Origin of the sequence: Streptomyces sp. NRRL S-37 (genome assembly GCF_000721605.1) — a bacterium.
Lineage (GTDB): Bacteria > Actinomycetota > Actinomycetes > Streptomycetales > Streptomycetaceae > Streptomyces.
This window is the reverse complement of record NZ_JOIZ01000015.1, coordinates 30,680-44,717: the sequence shown is the minus strand read 5'-3', so window position 1 is coordinate 44,717 and position 14,038 is coordinate 30,680. Positions and strand designations below refer to the sequence as shown.

The following is a 14,038-nucleotide window of genomic DNA, read 5'->3' as shown; positions in this document are numbered from 1 at the left end:
TTGAGGAGAACCAGCGTGGAAGCGACCCAGGAACTCTACGAACTCGGCGACGCGCCCGAGATCGGCACCGCACCCCGGCGGATGTACGCCTCACTGATCCGCCGTGAACGCTACGGACAGCCCGTCGACGCCTTCCGGACCGAGGTGGTCGACGTGCCGCCCGTGGGCCGCGGACAGGTCCTGGTGAAGGTGATGGCCGCCGGCATCAACTACAACAACGTCTGGGCGGCACTGGGGTCGCCGCTCGACGTGATCGCCGCCCGGCAGAAGGCGGGCGCCGCCGAGGACTTCCACATCGGCGGCTCCGACCTGTCCGGGATCGTGTGGGCGGTCGGCGAGGACGTGCGCGGGGTGGGACTCGGCGACGAGGTCGTCGTCCTCGCCAACCGCTGGGACGAGAAGGCCGACGACATCCGCCTCGGCGGCGACCCCACCTGGTCCACCAGCCAGCGGGTGTGGGGGTACGAGGAGAACTACGGCTCCTTCGCCCAGTTCGCCGTCGTCGACGACTACATGTGCCACCCCAAACCCGCCCGGCTGTCCTGGGCGGAGGCCGCCTGCTACATGGCGACCGCGGCCACCGCCTACCGCCAGCTCTTCGGCTGGCCGCCGCACACGGTGCGCCCCGGCGACCCGGTGCTGATCTGGGGCGGCGCCGGCGGCCTCGGCTGCATCGCCATCCAGCTCGTCCGGCACGTCGGCGGCATCCCCGTCGCGGTCGTCTCCAGCGAGGAACGCGGCGAGTTCTGCCTCAAGCTGGGCGCCGAGGGCTTCATCGACCGGCGCCGGTTCGACCACTGGGGGCGGCTGCCGGACACCTCCGACGAGGCGGCGACGGGCCGCTGGCTGTCGGAGGCCCGCGCCTTCGGGCGGGCCTTCTGGGAGGTGCTCGGCGAGCGCCGCAACCCGCGCATCGTGCTGGAGCACTCCGGCGCCGACACCGTCCCCACCTCCCTGTACCTGTGCGACAACGGCGGCATGGTCGTCCTGTGCGGCGGCACCACCGGCTACAACGGCGACGTCGACCTGCGGTTCCTGTGGATGCGGCAGAAGCGCCTGCAGGGCTCGCACGTCGCCACCGCCCGCGAGGCACGGGAGGTCACCCGGCTGATCGACCAGGGAATCATCGACCCGTGTCTGTCGCGCACCTTCGATTTCGACGAGATAGGCCTCGCCCACCAGCTCATCCACGACAACCGGCACCCGGCGGGGAACATGGCCGCACGCGTGGGCGACCGGGGCTGAGGGTTGGGACGGCGGTGCGCGGGTCCGGATGATTCGCGCACCGCCGGAGGGGTACCTGCGGCGGGGTACGACGCACGTGTACTCACGGGAGGTACCCCATGGGCAAGCTGGGCGACATGATGAACAAGGCCAAGCAGATGGCCAAGGGCCACCCCGACCAGGCCGACAAGGGCGTCGCGGGCGCCGAGCGGGCGGTTGACCGGCGGACGGGCGACAAGTACGACGCCCGGACCGACAAGGCCGCCGACACGGTGCGGCGCTCCTACCGGGACGGCGGTACGCCGGAGCGCTGACCCGGTACGAACGACTTCCCCCCTCCTCCGGACGATGCCCGGGGGAGGGGGAAGCCCGTCATCAGCCGCAGGCGCCGGCCGGACCGGGCCCGCCGACCGCCGGCAGCGGACGCGGCGTGGTCACGTCACCGCCCGCCGCCGCACGCGCTCACACCCGCAGCAGCTTCTTGACGATCTTCCCGGCGGGATTGCGCGGCACCTGCTCGATGAACTCCACCCGCCGCGGACGCTTGTACGGGGCGAGCAGCCCCGCGACGTGCGCGAGCAGCGCCGCCGCGCCCGCTTCCGCATCCGGTTCCAGGACTACGTACGCCAGCGGCACCTCGCCGTAGTCCTCGTCGGGCATCCCGACGACCGCCGCGTCCCGGACCGCCGGGTGGGTCATCAGGGCGCGCTCGATCTCCGAGGGGTAGACGTTCTGGCCCGCGCGGATGATCACGTCCTTCGTGCGGTCCACCAGGCTGATGCGGCCCTCGTCGTCCATGAAGCCGAGGTCGCCCGTCCTGATCCAGCCGTCGAGGGTGATCTCGCGGGTGGCCTCCGGGTCGTTCCAGTAGCCCCGCATGACACCCGGTCCGCGCACCACGATCTCCCCGGTCTCGCCGGGCGGCAGCTCCCGGCCGCTCTCGTCCACCGCGCGGGCGGACATGCCCGGCACGACCCGCCCGCACGGGATACGGACGGTGACGTCCCCGGGGGCGGGGTGCTCGTCGGGGCCGAGCGTGACGAACGGGCCGCCCACCTCGGTCATGCCGTACACCTGCCGGAAGCCGCAGCCGAGCCGTTCGACCGCCTCCGCGTAGACGTCGAGCGGCATGGGGGCGGCCCCGTACAGGACCTCCCGCAAGGAGGACAGATCGGCGCGGTGGGACGCCTGGGCCTGCAGCATGAAGCGCAGCATCTGCGGCACCAGCCACATGTGCGTGGCGCGGTGCCGCTCCACCGCGGACAGTGCCCGCTGCGGGGTGAAGCCGGGCATCAGCACGACCGTCGCGCCGGCCGCCAGGTAGGTCAGCGACACGACCATGCTGCCGTGGTACAGCGGGCAGCAGTTGACCATGACGATGTCGTCGGTGGGGCGGGCCATCACCAGCCAGCCCAGGGCGATGGCCCGGAACGACGCGCTGTCGACGGTGACGCCCTTGGCCTGCCCGGTGGTCGCCGAGGTGTGCAGCACGGCGACCGGGTCGGTGTCGGCGACGTCCGGCAGGTCCCGTCCGGCGGCCAGGGTGCCCAGCGCCGTGAAGGCGGGTTTGTCGAGGGCCAGCCGGATCCGCACCGACGCCGGCAGTTCGGTGTGCCGGTCCAGCAGCTCGGACTCACCGATGACCGCCACCGCGCCGACGCGCTCGACGATCCCGGCGACCTCGGGCCCGGCCAGGCTGTGGTTCAGCGGCACGAACAGCGCGCCGAGCCGGGCCAGCGCGAAGTAGCTCTCCAGGACCTCGATCCGGTCCTTGGAGAGCACGGCGACCCGGTCACCCCGCTCGATGCCCAGCTCGGCCAGCCCGCGCGCCAGTTCCAGCGTGCGGTCGTGGAACTCGGCCCAGGTGACGCTGCGTTCCTCGTCGACCAGCGCGGTCCCGCCGGGCCGGCACTGACGGTTGCGCTCCAGCAGCTGCGTCAGCCACATCACGCACCGCCGCTCGCACCGGCGGCCGCGCGCTCGGCCACGAAACGCTCGTAGTCGCCGATCGTGCGCAGATCCTCCATGTCCTGGGCGGTGATCTCCACGCCGAGCCGCTGCTCGACCAGGAGGACGAGGCGCACCAGGTCCCCGGAGTCGATGCCGCTGGCGGCCAGGTCGACGTCGTCGCCGACCTGGTCGGCGTACTCGGCCGTACCGGTGAGTTCGACCAGCAACTCCCTGATGGTGCTCATGGTTTCCCCTTTCGCCTCGGCGTGCCGGCCGCCGCGCGGTGTACGACTGTCACCCCCTGAAGAGGCGGGTGCGGCCCGGTCCCACTCCCCGGGCCGGTCCGTGAGCTTTGTCACGCGCCCGAACCTGGCGCGGCGGGGATAGCGGGGCCGCCCGCCCGGCCTCTTACCGCAACGAAGCCACTCGCCCCGCGTGGGCGGTCCCGAGCCGAAGGAGTGATGCGCGTGCCCAGGCAGCCGGTACGGGTCCGGGCCCCGGGGCGGTGCCCGCAGCACGGCACCGCCGCGGCGGTCACCGGACGCCCGGGCGGTACCCGGTGAGCGCCCCGGCCACCGCTGCCGCCACCGCGGACGAGGACGAGCCGCTCGCCCGCTTCGACGCGTTCGTCGCCGGCGGCGGGACGGTCGAACCGCGCGACTGGATGCCTGACGGATACCGCCGCATGCTGGTCCGCCAGATCGCCCAGCACGCCCACTCCGAGATCATCGGCATGCAGCCGGAGGGCGCCTGGCTCACCCGCGCCCCGTCCCTGCACCGCAAGTCGGTCCTCCTCGCCAAGGTCCAGGACGAGGCCGGTCACGGCCTGTACCTGTACTCCGCCGCCGAGACGCTCGGCGTGGACCGCGCCGACCTGCTGGACGCCCTGCACCACGGCCGGCAGCGCGCCTCCGCCACCTTCAACCACCCCGCGCTGACCTGGGCGGACACCGGGGCCATCGCCTGGCTGACGGACGGCGCCGCCGTCATCAACCAGGCCCCCCTGTGCCGCACCTCCTACGGGCCGTACGCCCGGGCGATGCGCCGCGTCTGCCAGGAGGAGGCCTTCCACGTGCGGCAGGGCTACGACCTGATGCGCGCCCTGTGCGAAGGGACGCCCCGGCAGAAGGAGATGGCGCAGGACGCGGTCGACCGCTGGTGGCTGCCGGCCGTGGCGCTGATGTTCGGGCCGCCCGACACCGAGGCGGGCGGCGCCGACGCGCGGACCGCCGCGCTGGGCGCCGCGGTCTCCCGCCGCGCGATCGCCTGGGGCATCAAGCGCCACACCAACGACGAACTGCGCCAGCGCTTCGTCGACACCTGCGTGCCCCAGGCCGAACGCCTCGGCCTGACGCTGCCCGACCCGGCGATCCGCTGGAACGAGGAACGCGGCCACTACGACTTCACCCCGGTCGACTGGGACACCTACCGCGAGGCACTGGGCGACGACACCCACTGGGCGCGGCAGCGGATCGCGCACCGCAGGGCCGCGCACGAGGACGGAGCCTGGGTCCGCCGGGCCGCCGCCGCGTACGCCGCCCGCACGGACGCGACGGCAGGAGAGGACGCATGAGCGGATCACCGGAGGACACGCCGGCGTCCTGGGAGGTCTTCCTGCGGACCCGCCGGGGCCTGGCCCACCGGCACGCGGGATCGGTGCGCGCGGCCGGCCCGGACGCGGCGCTGGCCGCCGCCCGTGACCTGTACACGCGCCGGGGCGACCCCCTGTCGCTGTGGGTGGTCCGCTCCGACGCCGTGCACACGGTCTCCCCGGACGAACGCGACGCGTACTTCGCGGGCGCCCGCCACAAGCCGTACCGCCACACCGAGCACTACGCGCCGCTGACCGAGAAAGGCCCCGAAGGTGAGCACCACGAGTGACCTCCCGGCGGTACGCCCGGGCACCCCGCCGGGCGAAGGGCCGTCCACCGGCTCCGGCCTGGCCCGGCACCTCCTGCGCCTGGGCGACGACGCACTCGTCCTCGGGCAGCGCCTGTGCCAGTGGATCACCCGCGCGCCGACCGTCGACGAGGACCTGGCCCTGTCCAACATCGCCCTCGACCTCATCGGCCACGCCCGCGCCCTGTTCACCCGGGCCGGACGGCTCGACGGAACCGGCCGCACCGAGGACGACCTCGCCTACGGCCGCACGGAACGCGAGTTCACCAACACCCTGCTGACCGAACTCCCCAACGGGGACTTCGCGACGACCGTGGCCCGGCAGCTCGCCTACACCCACTACGCCGTCCTGTACTACGAGACGCTCGCGCACCACACCGACCCCGAACTCGCCGCGTTCGGGGCGCGCGCCGCCAAGGAGGTCGCCTTCCACCGGCTGCACGCGGACCGCTGGACGGTGACCCTGGGACGCGGCACCGAGGAGAGCGCCCGCCGCATGCGGTACGGCCTGGAACGGGTGTGGCCGTACACCGGCGAACTCTTCGAGGAGGACGACGCACTGCGACGCCTGGCCGCCTCCGGCACCGTGCCCTCACCGGCACCTCTGCGCGAGACGTGGCTCGACCGGGTCACCGGCGTCGTCACCGGGGCGGGACTCACCGTGCCCACCCCCACCTGGTCGGCCACGGGAGGCCGCTCGGGCCTGCACACCGAGGAGTTCGGCCCCCTGATCGCCGAACTCCAGTCCGTGCGCCGGCAGTTCCCCGGGGGCACCTGGTGAGCGGGCCCGCACCGGCCACGGCCCGCCGCTCCGCCGAGGAGGTGCGCGAGCGGGTGGAGGCGCTCCCGGACCCGGAACTGCCGGTGATCGGCCTGGGCGACCTCGGCGTGGTGGGATCCGTCGCGCCGGCCGCCGACGGCGTACTGGAGGTGGAGATCACCCCCACCTACCTGGGCTGCCCCGCACTGCCCGAGATCACCGCCGCCGTACGGGAGGTCCTGGCCGACTGCGGTCACCCCGAGGGCCGTGTCCGGCAGGTCCTGACACCGCCCTGGACGACGGACCGCGTCACCCCCGAGGGACGGCGCAAGCTCGCCGCGCACGGCATCGCCCCGCCCGTGTCCCCGGCCCCCGCCGGCCCGGTCGCCGTCGAACCGGTCGCGGTGCCCTGCCCGCACTGCGGTTCACGGGCCACCCGGCCGCACAGCCTCTTCGGGCCCGCCCGCTGCCAGTCGGTGCTGTGGTGCACGGCGTGCCGCGAACCCTTCCCCCACCTGACCGCGCTGTGAGGCACACCGTGGACACCGCCACCCTCCCGCCCGCCGCCCCCGACGGGGCACCGGTCGGTCCGCCCCGCCGCACCGGCTGGCACCCGCTCGACGTCACCGAGGTCCGGCACCTGACCGCCGACACGGTGGCCGTCACCCTGCACGTGCCCGCCGCGCTGCGCGACGTCTTCACCCACCACCCCGGCCGGCACGTCACCGTCCGGCACCGCCGGGCCGGCGCCGCACTGCGCCGCAGCTACTCGCTCTGCCCGCCACCGCACGCCCCCGAGACGCTCCGCCTGGTGATCAAACGGTCCGGCCCCGGCGGCTTCGGCGAGCACGCCACCACCCGGCTCGCCCCCGGTGACCGCCTCGAACTCTCCCCGCCCACCGGGACCTTCGCCCTGCCGGAGCTGCCCGGCGCCCACCACGTCCTGCTCGCGGGCGGCACCGGCATCACCCCCCTGGCCCCGATGGCCGCCCACGCGCTGCGCCGGGACCCGGCCTGCCGCGTCAGCCTCGTCCACTCGGTCCGCACCTCCGCCGACGCCCTGCTGGCCGACGAGGTGGCCGAGCTGAAGGACGAGTTCGTCGACCGCCTCACCGTCCTGTACGTGCTGACCCGTGAGGACCCGGGGAGCGGGGGCGGCCCGCTCGCGCGGCGGCTGGACGCGGCCGGGCTGCGCCGCCTGCTGGCGGCCGTGGACGCCCGTCCCGGCCCGGACACCACGTTCGCCCTGTGCGGACCGCCCGGCCTCGTCGGCACCGCACGGCGGGTCCTGGCCGACGAGGGAGCCGATCCCTCGCTCGTCCGCTGGGAACTGTTCACGTCCGACGACACGGCACCACGGCCACCGGAGACGACCGGACCGGCACCAGAGAAAGGGGAGGCCCGGGTCACCGCCCTGCTCGACGGGCGTCCCCGTGCCGCCACCGTCCTGCCGCACGACCCGGCCCTCCTCGACGCGCTACTGCGCGCCCACCCCGACGTGCCGTACGCCTGCCGTGAGGGCGTGTGCGGCAGCTGCCGCGCGAAGGTCCTGTCCGGGCAGGTGACGGCGGACCGCCAGTACGCCCTGGACGAGCGGGACCGCGCCGCCGGCTACACCCTCGTCTGCCGGGCCCGGCCGCGCACCCCCGAGATCACCCTCGACTTCGACGCCTGACCCGTACGCCCGACAGCGAAGGAGACCCACGATGACCGCCACCGCCCGCCACGCGGGGAAGACCGCCCTGGTCACCGGAGGCAGCCGGGGCATCGGCAGAGCCATCAGCCGCCGTCTCGCCCGCGAGGGCGCCCTGGTGGCGGTCCACTACGGCCACGACCTGACGGCCGCCGAACGCACCGTCAAGGAGATCGAGGCCGACGGCGGCCGCGCCTTCCCCGTGCACGCCGAACTCGGCGTCCCCGGCGACGCCGACACCCTGTGGTCAGCCTTCGACCGGGCCCTGGCGCAGCAGGACGCCCCGGAAGGCCTGGACATCCTCGTCAACAACGCGGGCATCACCCTCCCGCGCCCGTTCGCCCAGGTGACCGAGGCCGACTACGACCGCGTCTTCGCGATCAACACCAAGGCGCCGTTCTTCATCATCCAGCGCGGACTGGACCGCCTGCGGGACGGCGGCAGGATCGTCAACATCTCCTCCGTCGCGACCCGCGTCGCCTTCCCGCCGATCGTCTCGTACACCATGACCAAGGCCGCCCTCGACTACCTCACCCTCTCCCTCGCCCAGGAACTGGGCCCCCGGGGCATCACCGTCAACGCCGTCGCACCCGGCTACACCGAGACGGAGATCAACCCCACCCTCGCCGTCCCGGAGATCCGCCGCCGCTACTCCGAGGCCTCCGCCTTCGGCCGGCTCGGCGACCCGGCGGACATCGCCGACGTCGTCTCCTTCGTCGCGAGCGACGACGCCCGCTGGGTGACCGGCCAGTGGATCGACGCCTCCGGCGGCGCCCACCTCGGTGTGTGACCCGTCCGCACCCCTAGGAGATGCGATGAACGACCGCACGTCCGCCCTCGACGAGCCGGTGACGGACGACGCCCTGACCCGGCCCTTCGAGGGCGCCAGCCCTTACGACACGTATGTGCGCGCGTCCGTGCTCCACTCGCTGCAGCACCCGCTCACCGAGGCCCCGGACGAGATGGGGTTCCTCGTCACCACCCAGGTGATGGAACTGTGGTTCACCCTGATCGTGCACGAGTGGCGCACCGCCCGGGTCGCCTTCGCCAAGGACGACCTGCCCGCGGCCATGGACGCGCTGGAGCGCAGCCGCCGCGCGCTGACCGCCCTGGGCGGCGCCTGGGCGCCCATCGCCGCGCTGACCCCCGCCCGGTTCAACGGATTCCGGGACGCGTTCGGCAAGGCGTCGGGCTTCCAGTCGGCGATGTACCGCCACATGGAGTTCCTCCTCGGTGACAAGTCCGCCGGGCTGCTGCGCGCCCACCGCGGCGACCCGGCCGTCCACGAGGCACTCGCCGAGACCTACCGGGAGCCGTCCCTGTACGACGAGGTGCTGGCCCACCTCCACCGCCAGGGCCTGCCCGTCCCGCGCCACGTCCGCGAGCGGGACGTGACCGGCCCCTACACCGGCGACCCCGGGGTCGTAGAGGTCTGGCGGCACATCTACGCCGGACCGCGGCACCACCCCCACCAGGCGCTCGGCGAACTGCTCACCGACATCGCCGAACTCGTCACCCGCTGGCGGTTCGACCACGTCCTGGTGGTCCGCCGCGCCATGGGCGCCCGACCGGGCAGCGCCGGCTCCGCCGGACTGGCCTGGCTGGAGCAGCGGGCGGCCCGCCCGGTCTTCCCCGAGCTGTGGGAGGCGCGCGGTGACGTCTAGGGAGATCTCCGCCTTCGCCGCCGAGGAGGAACGGCGGGTCCTGAGCCTGAAGCCGGTACTGGCACCGGTGCACGGCCGCTACGGCGACCACCCCCACCAGTCCTACGACGCCTGGCCGTCCGACGACCCCGGTGCCCCGCTGGTCGTCCTGCTGCACGGCGGCTACTGGCGCTACGACCGGATGCACCTCACCCCGTTCGCGGCCTACCTCTCCCGGCAGGGCTTCGACGTCCTGCTCCCCGGCTTCCGCCGGTCCGGCGGCGCGGGCGGCCACCCCGAGACCTTCGACGACGTCGCCCGCATCGTGGACACCCTGCCCCAGGGGCGGCCCTACGTCCTCGCGGGCCATTGCTCCGGCGGCCACCTGGCCCTGTGGTGCGCCGCCCGGGGACTGCTGCCGCCCGGCTCCCGCTGGCACACGCGCACCCTGCCGACGAGCGTGCTCGCCCTCGCGCCGATCACCGACCTCACCGCCACCCGCCGCGACGGCCTCAGCGACGACGCCGCCCTGCAACTCCTCGGCGGCGAGGAGCACTTCGACCGGCGGCTGCCCGAGGCCGACCCCCTCACCCTGCTGCGGGACGCCGGCACCACCGGCGTTCCCACCGTGCTGCTGCACGGCGCCGCCGACGAGGAGGTCCCGCTCACCCAGTTCAGCGACTACGCGGCCGTGCACCGGGACCTCAGGACGGTCGTCCTGCCCGGCACCGGCCACTACACCCTCATCGAACCGGGAGCACCCGGCGCCCGCGCGGTCGCCGACACCCTCCGGGAGATGGCGGCCGCCTTCCCCGCGAAGGACCCCGGCCGCGCGGACGAGGAGGCCGCACACCGATGACCACCGCACTCTCCGCACCGGCCGGACTGCGCGAACGGGCCGCACGGCTCGACGCCGACGACCCCCTGGCCCCCCTCCGCGCGCGCTTCCTGCTCCCGCCGGACGTCGTCCACCTCGACGGCAACTCCCTGGGCCCGCTGCCCGCCGCCGTACCGGAGGCCCTCGACGACGTCGTACGGCGCCAGTGGGCCACCGGACTCATCGGCTCCTGGAACGCGGAAGGCTGGTGGGAGGCGCCCCTGCGGGTGGGGGACACCATCGGCGCGCTCATCGGGGCCGCGCCGGGGCAGACGCTTGCGGGCGACTCCACCAGCGTGCAGCTGTTCACCGCGCTCGATGCCGCGGCCGCGCTCCGCCCGGACCGCCCGCTGCTGGTCACCGACCCCGGGCACTTCCCCACCGACCGCTATCTGGCGGACGCGGTCGCCCGCCGCCGGGGCCTGGAGGTACGGCGGGTGCCGCCGGGAGACCTCCCGCGTTTCCTCGCCGCCGAGGGCCACCGGGTCGCCGTCGTCAGCTACGCGCCCGTCGACTTCCGCACCGGCGAGCTCCACGACATGCGGGCGCCGACCCGGGCCGCCCACGACGCCGGCGCCCTCGCGCTGTGGGACCTGTGCCACGCGGCCGGCGCCCTGCCCCTGGACGTCGACGCCCTCGGCGTCGACCTGGCCGTCGGCTGCGGTTACAAGTTCCTCTCCGGCGGCCCCGGCGCCCCCGCCTTCCTGTACGTGGCGCACCGCCACCACGCCCGCCTGGAGACGCCGTTGCCGGGCTGGACCGGCCACGCCGACCCGTTCGGCCTGGCCCGGGAGTACACCCCCGCCCCCGGCATCGCCCGCGCCCGCATCGGCACCCCGCCGATCCTGTCCCTGCTCGCCCTCGAGGCGGCCCTCACCGCCTTCGACGGCGTCGACCTGACCCGGGTCCGCGCCAAGAGCCTCTCCCTGACGGGCTTCTTCCTGCGCTGCGCGGACGAACTCCTGACGCCCCTGGGCTTCACCTCCGTCACCCCGGCCGACCCCGCCCGCCGCGGCAGCCAGGTCACCCTCCGCCACCCCCACGCCCGCGGGCTGGTCGCCGCCCTCGCCGAGCACGGCGTCATCGCCGACATGCGCGCGCCCGACCTGCTGCGCTTCGGCGTCAACGCCCTCTACACCAGCCACCGGGACCTGCTCACCGCCGCCCTCCGTCTGCGGGACCTCACCCGGGACGCCGCCTACGACCCCGCGCCGCCTGCCGCGGGACCGGTGACCTGAGGGACCCGCGGCCGGCCCGCCCACCGAGACCCGTGCTCGGCGCACCCCGGTCGGACTCACGGCGTCAGCCGGTGGCCGCGCCGCCTGGCTCGACGCCGGCCAGGGCTTCGGCGGCTCGTTCCCGGTGGGCGCGGAAACGACGCAGGTACGACCGTGCCATGGGGCCCGGCGGGACGCCGCGGGCGAAGGCGCGCATGTTGCGTTCGCCCGTGTTGTAGCCGAGGGCGAGGAGCTCGTCGCGGGTGTAACGGCGTACGTGCCGCCTCGGAAGGCTCCGGTCGAGGTCCTTCAGGTGCAGGGCGGCCGAGCGAACGGCGAGGGCCGGGTCGTCGCGCAGGTCCTGCCACCGCTCCGGCAGGCCGTGCGTCCGCCGGACCCGCTCGAACGTCGCCTTGTGCATGTTGGCCAGGCCGAAGGACGCCCCGGGCTTCCACCACTGCCACAACCGCTCCAGCAGGGGATGGTGCGGCTTGTACGCCTCGTTGTGGAGCACGGTCATCACGAGCAGGGGCGAGACCCCGGCCTCCCGGGCACCGCGCACCACGACCGCCGCGTAGTCGGCCGGCTCGTAGCCGCCGGGGCGCAGCGGCGGCGTCCGGACGCCCTCGTGCTCCGTTCCTCCGGACCCCTGCCGCGCTGCCGCCACCGGTCGTTCGGTCATCGTCGATCTCCCCTCCGCCGTTCTGAGGTGCGCGTGCCCCCGAGTCCCTGCTCCAATCCGGATGCCCGGAGCCCTTCGGCTCACAGCAGCAGGGGCAGGGCGACGAGGGCCGCCCCGCTCGCGCCGAGGGCCGCCAGCAGCGAGCCGGGCCAGTCGCCGGACCGGGCGTAGGTGAGCAGCCCGGCCAGCAGTCCCGCCACCACCGAGGCCAGGAGGATGAGGGCCCACCGCAACGACAGCCGGTCCGGCGTGGGCGGGGACGGTTCGGACATACGGCTCTCCTGCCGCTGTGTCAGGACGGGACGGGGCGGCCCTCTCCCGCGGACCGCCGCGCGCCGGCCCCGGTCCCGGTGCGGCCCATCCCGCGCCCCACCCGGCCGTGCCCGGCGCCACCGGCACCTCACGAATGATGACCACCGTACCCATCTGAGCACTATCAGAAAAGGCTGCTGATACGGCATCACGGACCGCGCAGGGGCACGAAAGAGCGCTCACCGCCCTTCGTGCGCCCCGGCGTGCGCCCACCCCACCCTCCGTGCTCCCCGAAGCGGCGCCCGTACCGCTGACCACGAGGACTCTGTGACCTAGTCTCCATGGCATGACTGGTCCCGCATCGGACCCACCCGTGGACACCGACGACGCCCTCCGGGGCTCCACCGCCCAGATCGTGGCCCGCCTGGGCTGCCAGATCGTCGAGGGCGCCAAGCACCGCGACCGGCACCTGACCGTCGACGCCGTCGTGCAGGAGTTCGGCGTCACCCGCTCGATGGCCCGCGAGGCCCTGCAGACCCTGCACCAGAAGGGCCTGCTCACCCTCCAGCCCCGCATCGGGGCCACCGTCCAGCCACTGGAGCGCTGGGACCTCCTGGACGCCGACGTGATCGCCTGGCGCCTGGACGTCGCCCCCGACAGCCAGATGCGGTCCCTGACGGAACTGCGCGAGGTCATCGAACCCCGCGCGGCACGGCTGGCGGCGCAGAACAGATCCGCGGAGATCTGCCACGACCTCACCGGCCACGCCCGCACCCTGCTCGCCCTCAGCCGGGAACCCGACTTCGAACGGCCGCGGGAGGGAGCCGAGGTCCGCCAGCGGTTCCGGGACGTCGACGCCGCCTTCCACCGCACCCTGCTCGCCGGCTCCCGCAACGAGCTGTTCCTGCACCTCTCCCACCCCGTCACCATGGCCCTCAACCACCGTATCGACCGGGACTGGGCCGGCGGCCGCCCGGGGGAGCGGGCCGCCTCGGCACGGGCCCTGACCGGCTCCGACACCGTGCAGAGCTATCCCGTACGGCCGCTGCCGATCGCCATGTGGCTGCACATGGGGCTCGCCTACGCCGTCGACCAGGGACGGGCCACGGCCGCCGAGGCGTTCGCGGAGGCCATTCTCGCCGAGATCCGCGGCGGGCGGCTCCAGGACCCCGCCGTCCTCGACCGGCTGCGGGAGGGACTGGCGCAGTTCGACCCGCGCGGACTGCCCGCCGCGTACCGCGAGGGTTTCCGGGACGCCCTCGCCGCGCTGGTCCGCACCCGGCGCGCCCCCGTCGTCGTGATGGGGGTCAGCGGCTGCGGCAAGACCACCGTCGGCGAGTACCTGGCGGAGTCGCTGCGGGCGCCGTTCGAGGAGGGCGACCGGCTCCACCCGCGGCGCAACGTGGAGGCCATGAAGGCCGGTACGCCCCTCGACGACGGCATGCGCAGCCCGTGGCTGGCCGCCGTCGCCGAGCGGATGAAGGGCGCGGGACCGGAGGAAGGACTGGTGATCACCTGCTCGTCCCTGCGCCGGATCTACCGCGAACTGCTGCGGGTGGCCCGCCCCGACGCCTTCTTCGTGCACCTGGAGCTCGACCGGGAAGAGGCCGCCGCCCGGGTCAGGGGCAGGCAGGGGCACTTCATGCCGGCCTCGCTGGTGGACTCGCAGTTCGAAGACCTGGAGCCGCTCCAGGACGACGAGGCCGGCATGACCGTCGACGCGACGCTGCCGGTGGAGCGGATCGTGGCGGAGGCACAGACGGCACTGGCCGGCCATGCGCGAAGACGGGCGGCCGAGGAGCTTTGAGCGCACGGCATCCACGACCGCGACCACGACTGCG

16 protein-coding genes are annotated in these 14,038 nt (G+C 74.3%); 12 read left to right on the top strand and 4 right to left on the bottom strand.

Features of this window, described 5'->3' with window-relative positions; genetic code table 11:
* Positions 1–15: 15 nt before the first annotated feature.
* Both ccrA and IH50_RS0121620 read left to right on the top strand, forming a co-directional pair.
* The gene (ccrA, locus tag IH50_RS0121625; protein WP_030864705.1) at positions 16–1,245 is read left to right on the top strand and encodes a crotonyl-CoA carboxylase/reductase; all 1,230 of its coding nucleotides are present in this window, start codon (positions 16–18) and stop codon (positions 1,243–1,245) included.
* Between the two features lie 98 nt (positions 1,246–1,343).
* Complete coding sequence (locus IH50_RS0121620) at positions 1,344–1,538, top strand: antitoxin (protein ID WP_030864702.1); 195 nt, start codon at positions 1,344–1,346, stop codon at positions 1,536–1,538.
* Positions 1,539–1,686: 148 nt separating this feature from the next.
* On the opposite strand, the gene IH50_RS0121615 is transcribed toward IH50_RS0121620, so the two are convergent.
* Both IH50_RS0121615 and IH50_RS0121610 read right to left on the bottom strand, forming a co-directional pair.
* Entirely contained in the window at positions 1,687–3,171 is a 1,485-nt protein-coding gene (locus IH50_RS0121615) for a class I adenylate-forming enzyme family protein (RefSeq protein WP_030864699.1), read from the bottom strand.
* Complete coding sequence (locus tag IH50_RS0121610) at positions 3,171–3,419, bottom strand: acyl carrier protein (RefSeq protein ID WP_030864696.1); 249 nt, start codon at positions 3,417–3,419, stop codon at positions 3,171–3,173. Before IH50_RS0121610 ends, IH50_RS0121615 begins: the two co-directional genes overlap by 1 nt.
* Before the next feature lie 314 nt (positions 3,420–3,733).
* Here IH50_RS0121610 and paaA point away from each other — a divergent pair, with 314 nt between their 5' ends.
* From paaA to IH50_RS0121565, 9 genes are read left to right on the top strand one after another with little or no spacing between them, the layout of a single operon-like run.
* On the top strand, positions 3,734–4,747 hold the full coding sequence (gene paaA / locus IH50_RS0121605) for a 1,2-phenylacetyl-CoA epoxidase subunit PaaA (protein WP_030864693.1): 1,014 nt from the start codon (positions 3,734–3,736) through the stop codon (positions 4,745–4,747).
* The gene (paaB, locus tag IH50_RS0121600) at positions 4,744–5,055 is read left to right on the top strand and encodes a 1,2-phenylacetyl-CoA epoxidase subunit PaaB (protein WP_030864689.1); all 312 of its coding nucleotides are present in this window, start codon (positions 4,744–4,746) and stop codon (positions 5,053–5,055) included. Before paaA ends, paaB begins: the two co-directional genes overlap by 4 nt.
* A 58-nt stretch (positions 5,056–5,113) precedes the next feature.
* Positions 5,114–5,854 (top strand): 1,2-phenylacetyl-CoA epoxidase subunit PaaC, encoded by a 741-nt coding sequence (paaC, locus tag IH50_RS0121595; RefSeq protein ID WP_234328221.1) that lies wholly within the window; start codon positions 5,114–5,116, stop codon positions 5,852–5,854.
* Positions 5,851–6,363: a 1,2-phenylacetyl-CoA epoxidase subunit PaaD gene (gene paaD, locus IH50_RS0121590; RefSeq protein ID WP_030864683.1), complete on the top strand. Its 513-nt coding sequence runs from the start codon at positions 5,851–5,853 to the stop codon at positions 6,361–6,363. Before paaC ends, paaD begins: the two co-directional genes overlap by 4 nt.
* An 8-nt stretch (positions 6,364–6,371) precedes the next feature.
* A complete protein-coding gene (locus IH50_RS0121585; protein WP_051767398.1) occupies positions 6,372–7,508 on the top strand; it encodes a ferredoxin--NADP reductase in 1,137 nt (378 codons plus the stop codon).
* A 31-nt stretch (positions 7,509–7,539) separates the two neighbouring features.
* Positions 7,540–8,316 carry an SDR family oxidoreductase gene (locus tag IH50_RS0121580; RefSeq protein WP_030864678.1) on the top strand — a complete coding sequence of 259 codons (777 nt, stop codon included), beginning with the start codon at positions 7,540–7,542 and terminating at the stop codon, positions 8,314–8,316.
* Positions 8,317–8,341: 25 nt separating this feature from the next.
* Positions 8,342–9,190 carry a tryptophan 2,3-dioxygenase gene (locus IH50_RS0121575; protein WP_030864675.1) on the top strand — a complete coding sequence of 283 codons (849 nt, stop codon included), beginning with the start codon at positions 8,342–8,344 and terminating at the stop codon, positions 9,188–9,190.
* A complete protein-coding gene (locus IH50_RS0121570) occupies positions 9,180–10,028 on the top strand; it encodes an alpha/beta hydrolase family protein (protein WP_030864672.1) in 849 nt (282 codons plus the stop codon). Before IH50_RS0121575 ends, IH50_RS0121570 begins: the two co-directional genes overlap by 11 nt.
* Entirely contained in the window at positions 10,025–11,284 is a 1,260-nt protein-coding gene (locus IH50_RS0121565; RefSeq protein ID WP_030864670.1) for a kynureninase, read from the top strand. The genes IH50_RS0121570 and IH50_RS0121565 overlap by 4 nt, the downstream gene beginning before the upstream one ends.
* 64 nt (positions 11,285–11,348) lie before the next feature.
* Here the strand turns inward: IH50_RS0121565 and IH50_RS0121560 are convergent, their stop codons facing one another.
* Together IH50_RS0121560 and IH50_RS0121555 are read right to left on the bottom strand one after the other, a co-directional pair.
* The gene (locus IH50_RS0121560) at positions 11,349–11,945 is read right to left on the bottom strand and encodes a hypothetical protein (RefSeq protein ID WP_030864666.1); all 597 of its coding nucleotides are present in this window, start codon (positions 11,943–11,945) and stop codon (positions 11,349–11,351) included.
* 80 nt (positions 11,946–12,025) lie between these two features.
* Positions 12,026–12,217, bottom strand: coding sequence for a hypothetical protein (locus tag IH50_RS0121555; protein WP_030864663.1), 192 nt, complete (start codon positions 12,215–12,217; stop codon positions 12,026–12,028).
* 326 nt (positions 12,218–12,543) lie between these two features.
* Between IH50_RS0121555 and IH50_RS39985 the strand changes: the two genes are divergently transcribed.
* On the top strand, positions 12,544–14,004 hold the full coding sequence (locus IH50_RS39985; protein WP_078914059.1) for a gluconokinase, GntK/IdnK-type: 1,461 nt from the start codon (positions 12,544–12,546) through the stop codon (positions 14,002–14,004).
* The last annotated feature ends 34 nt before the right edge of the window (positions 14,005–14,038 follow it).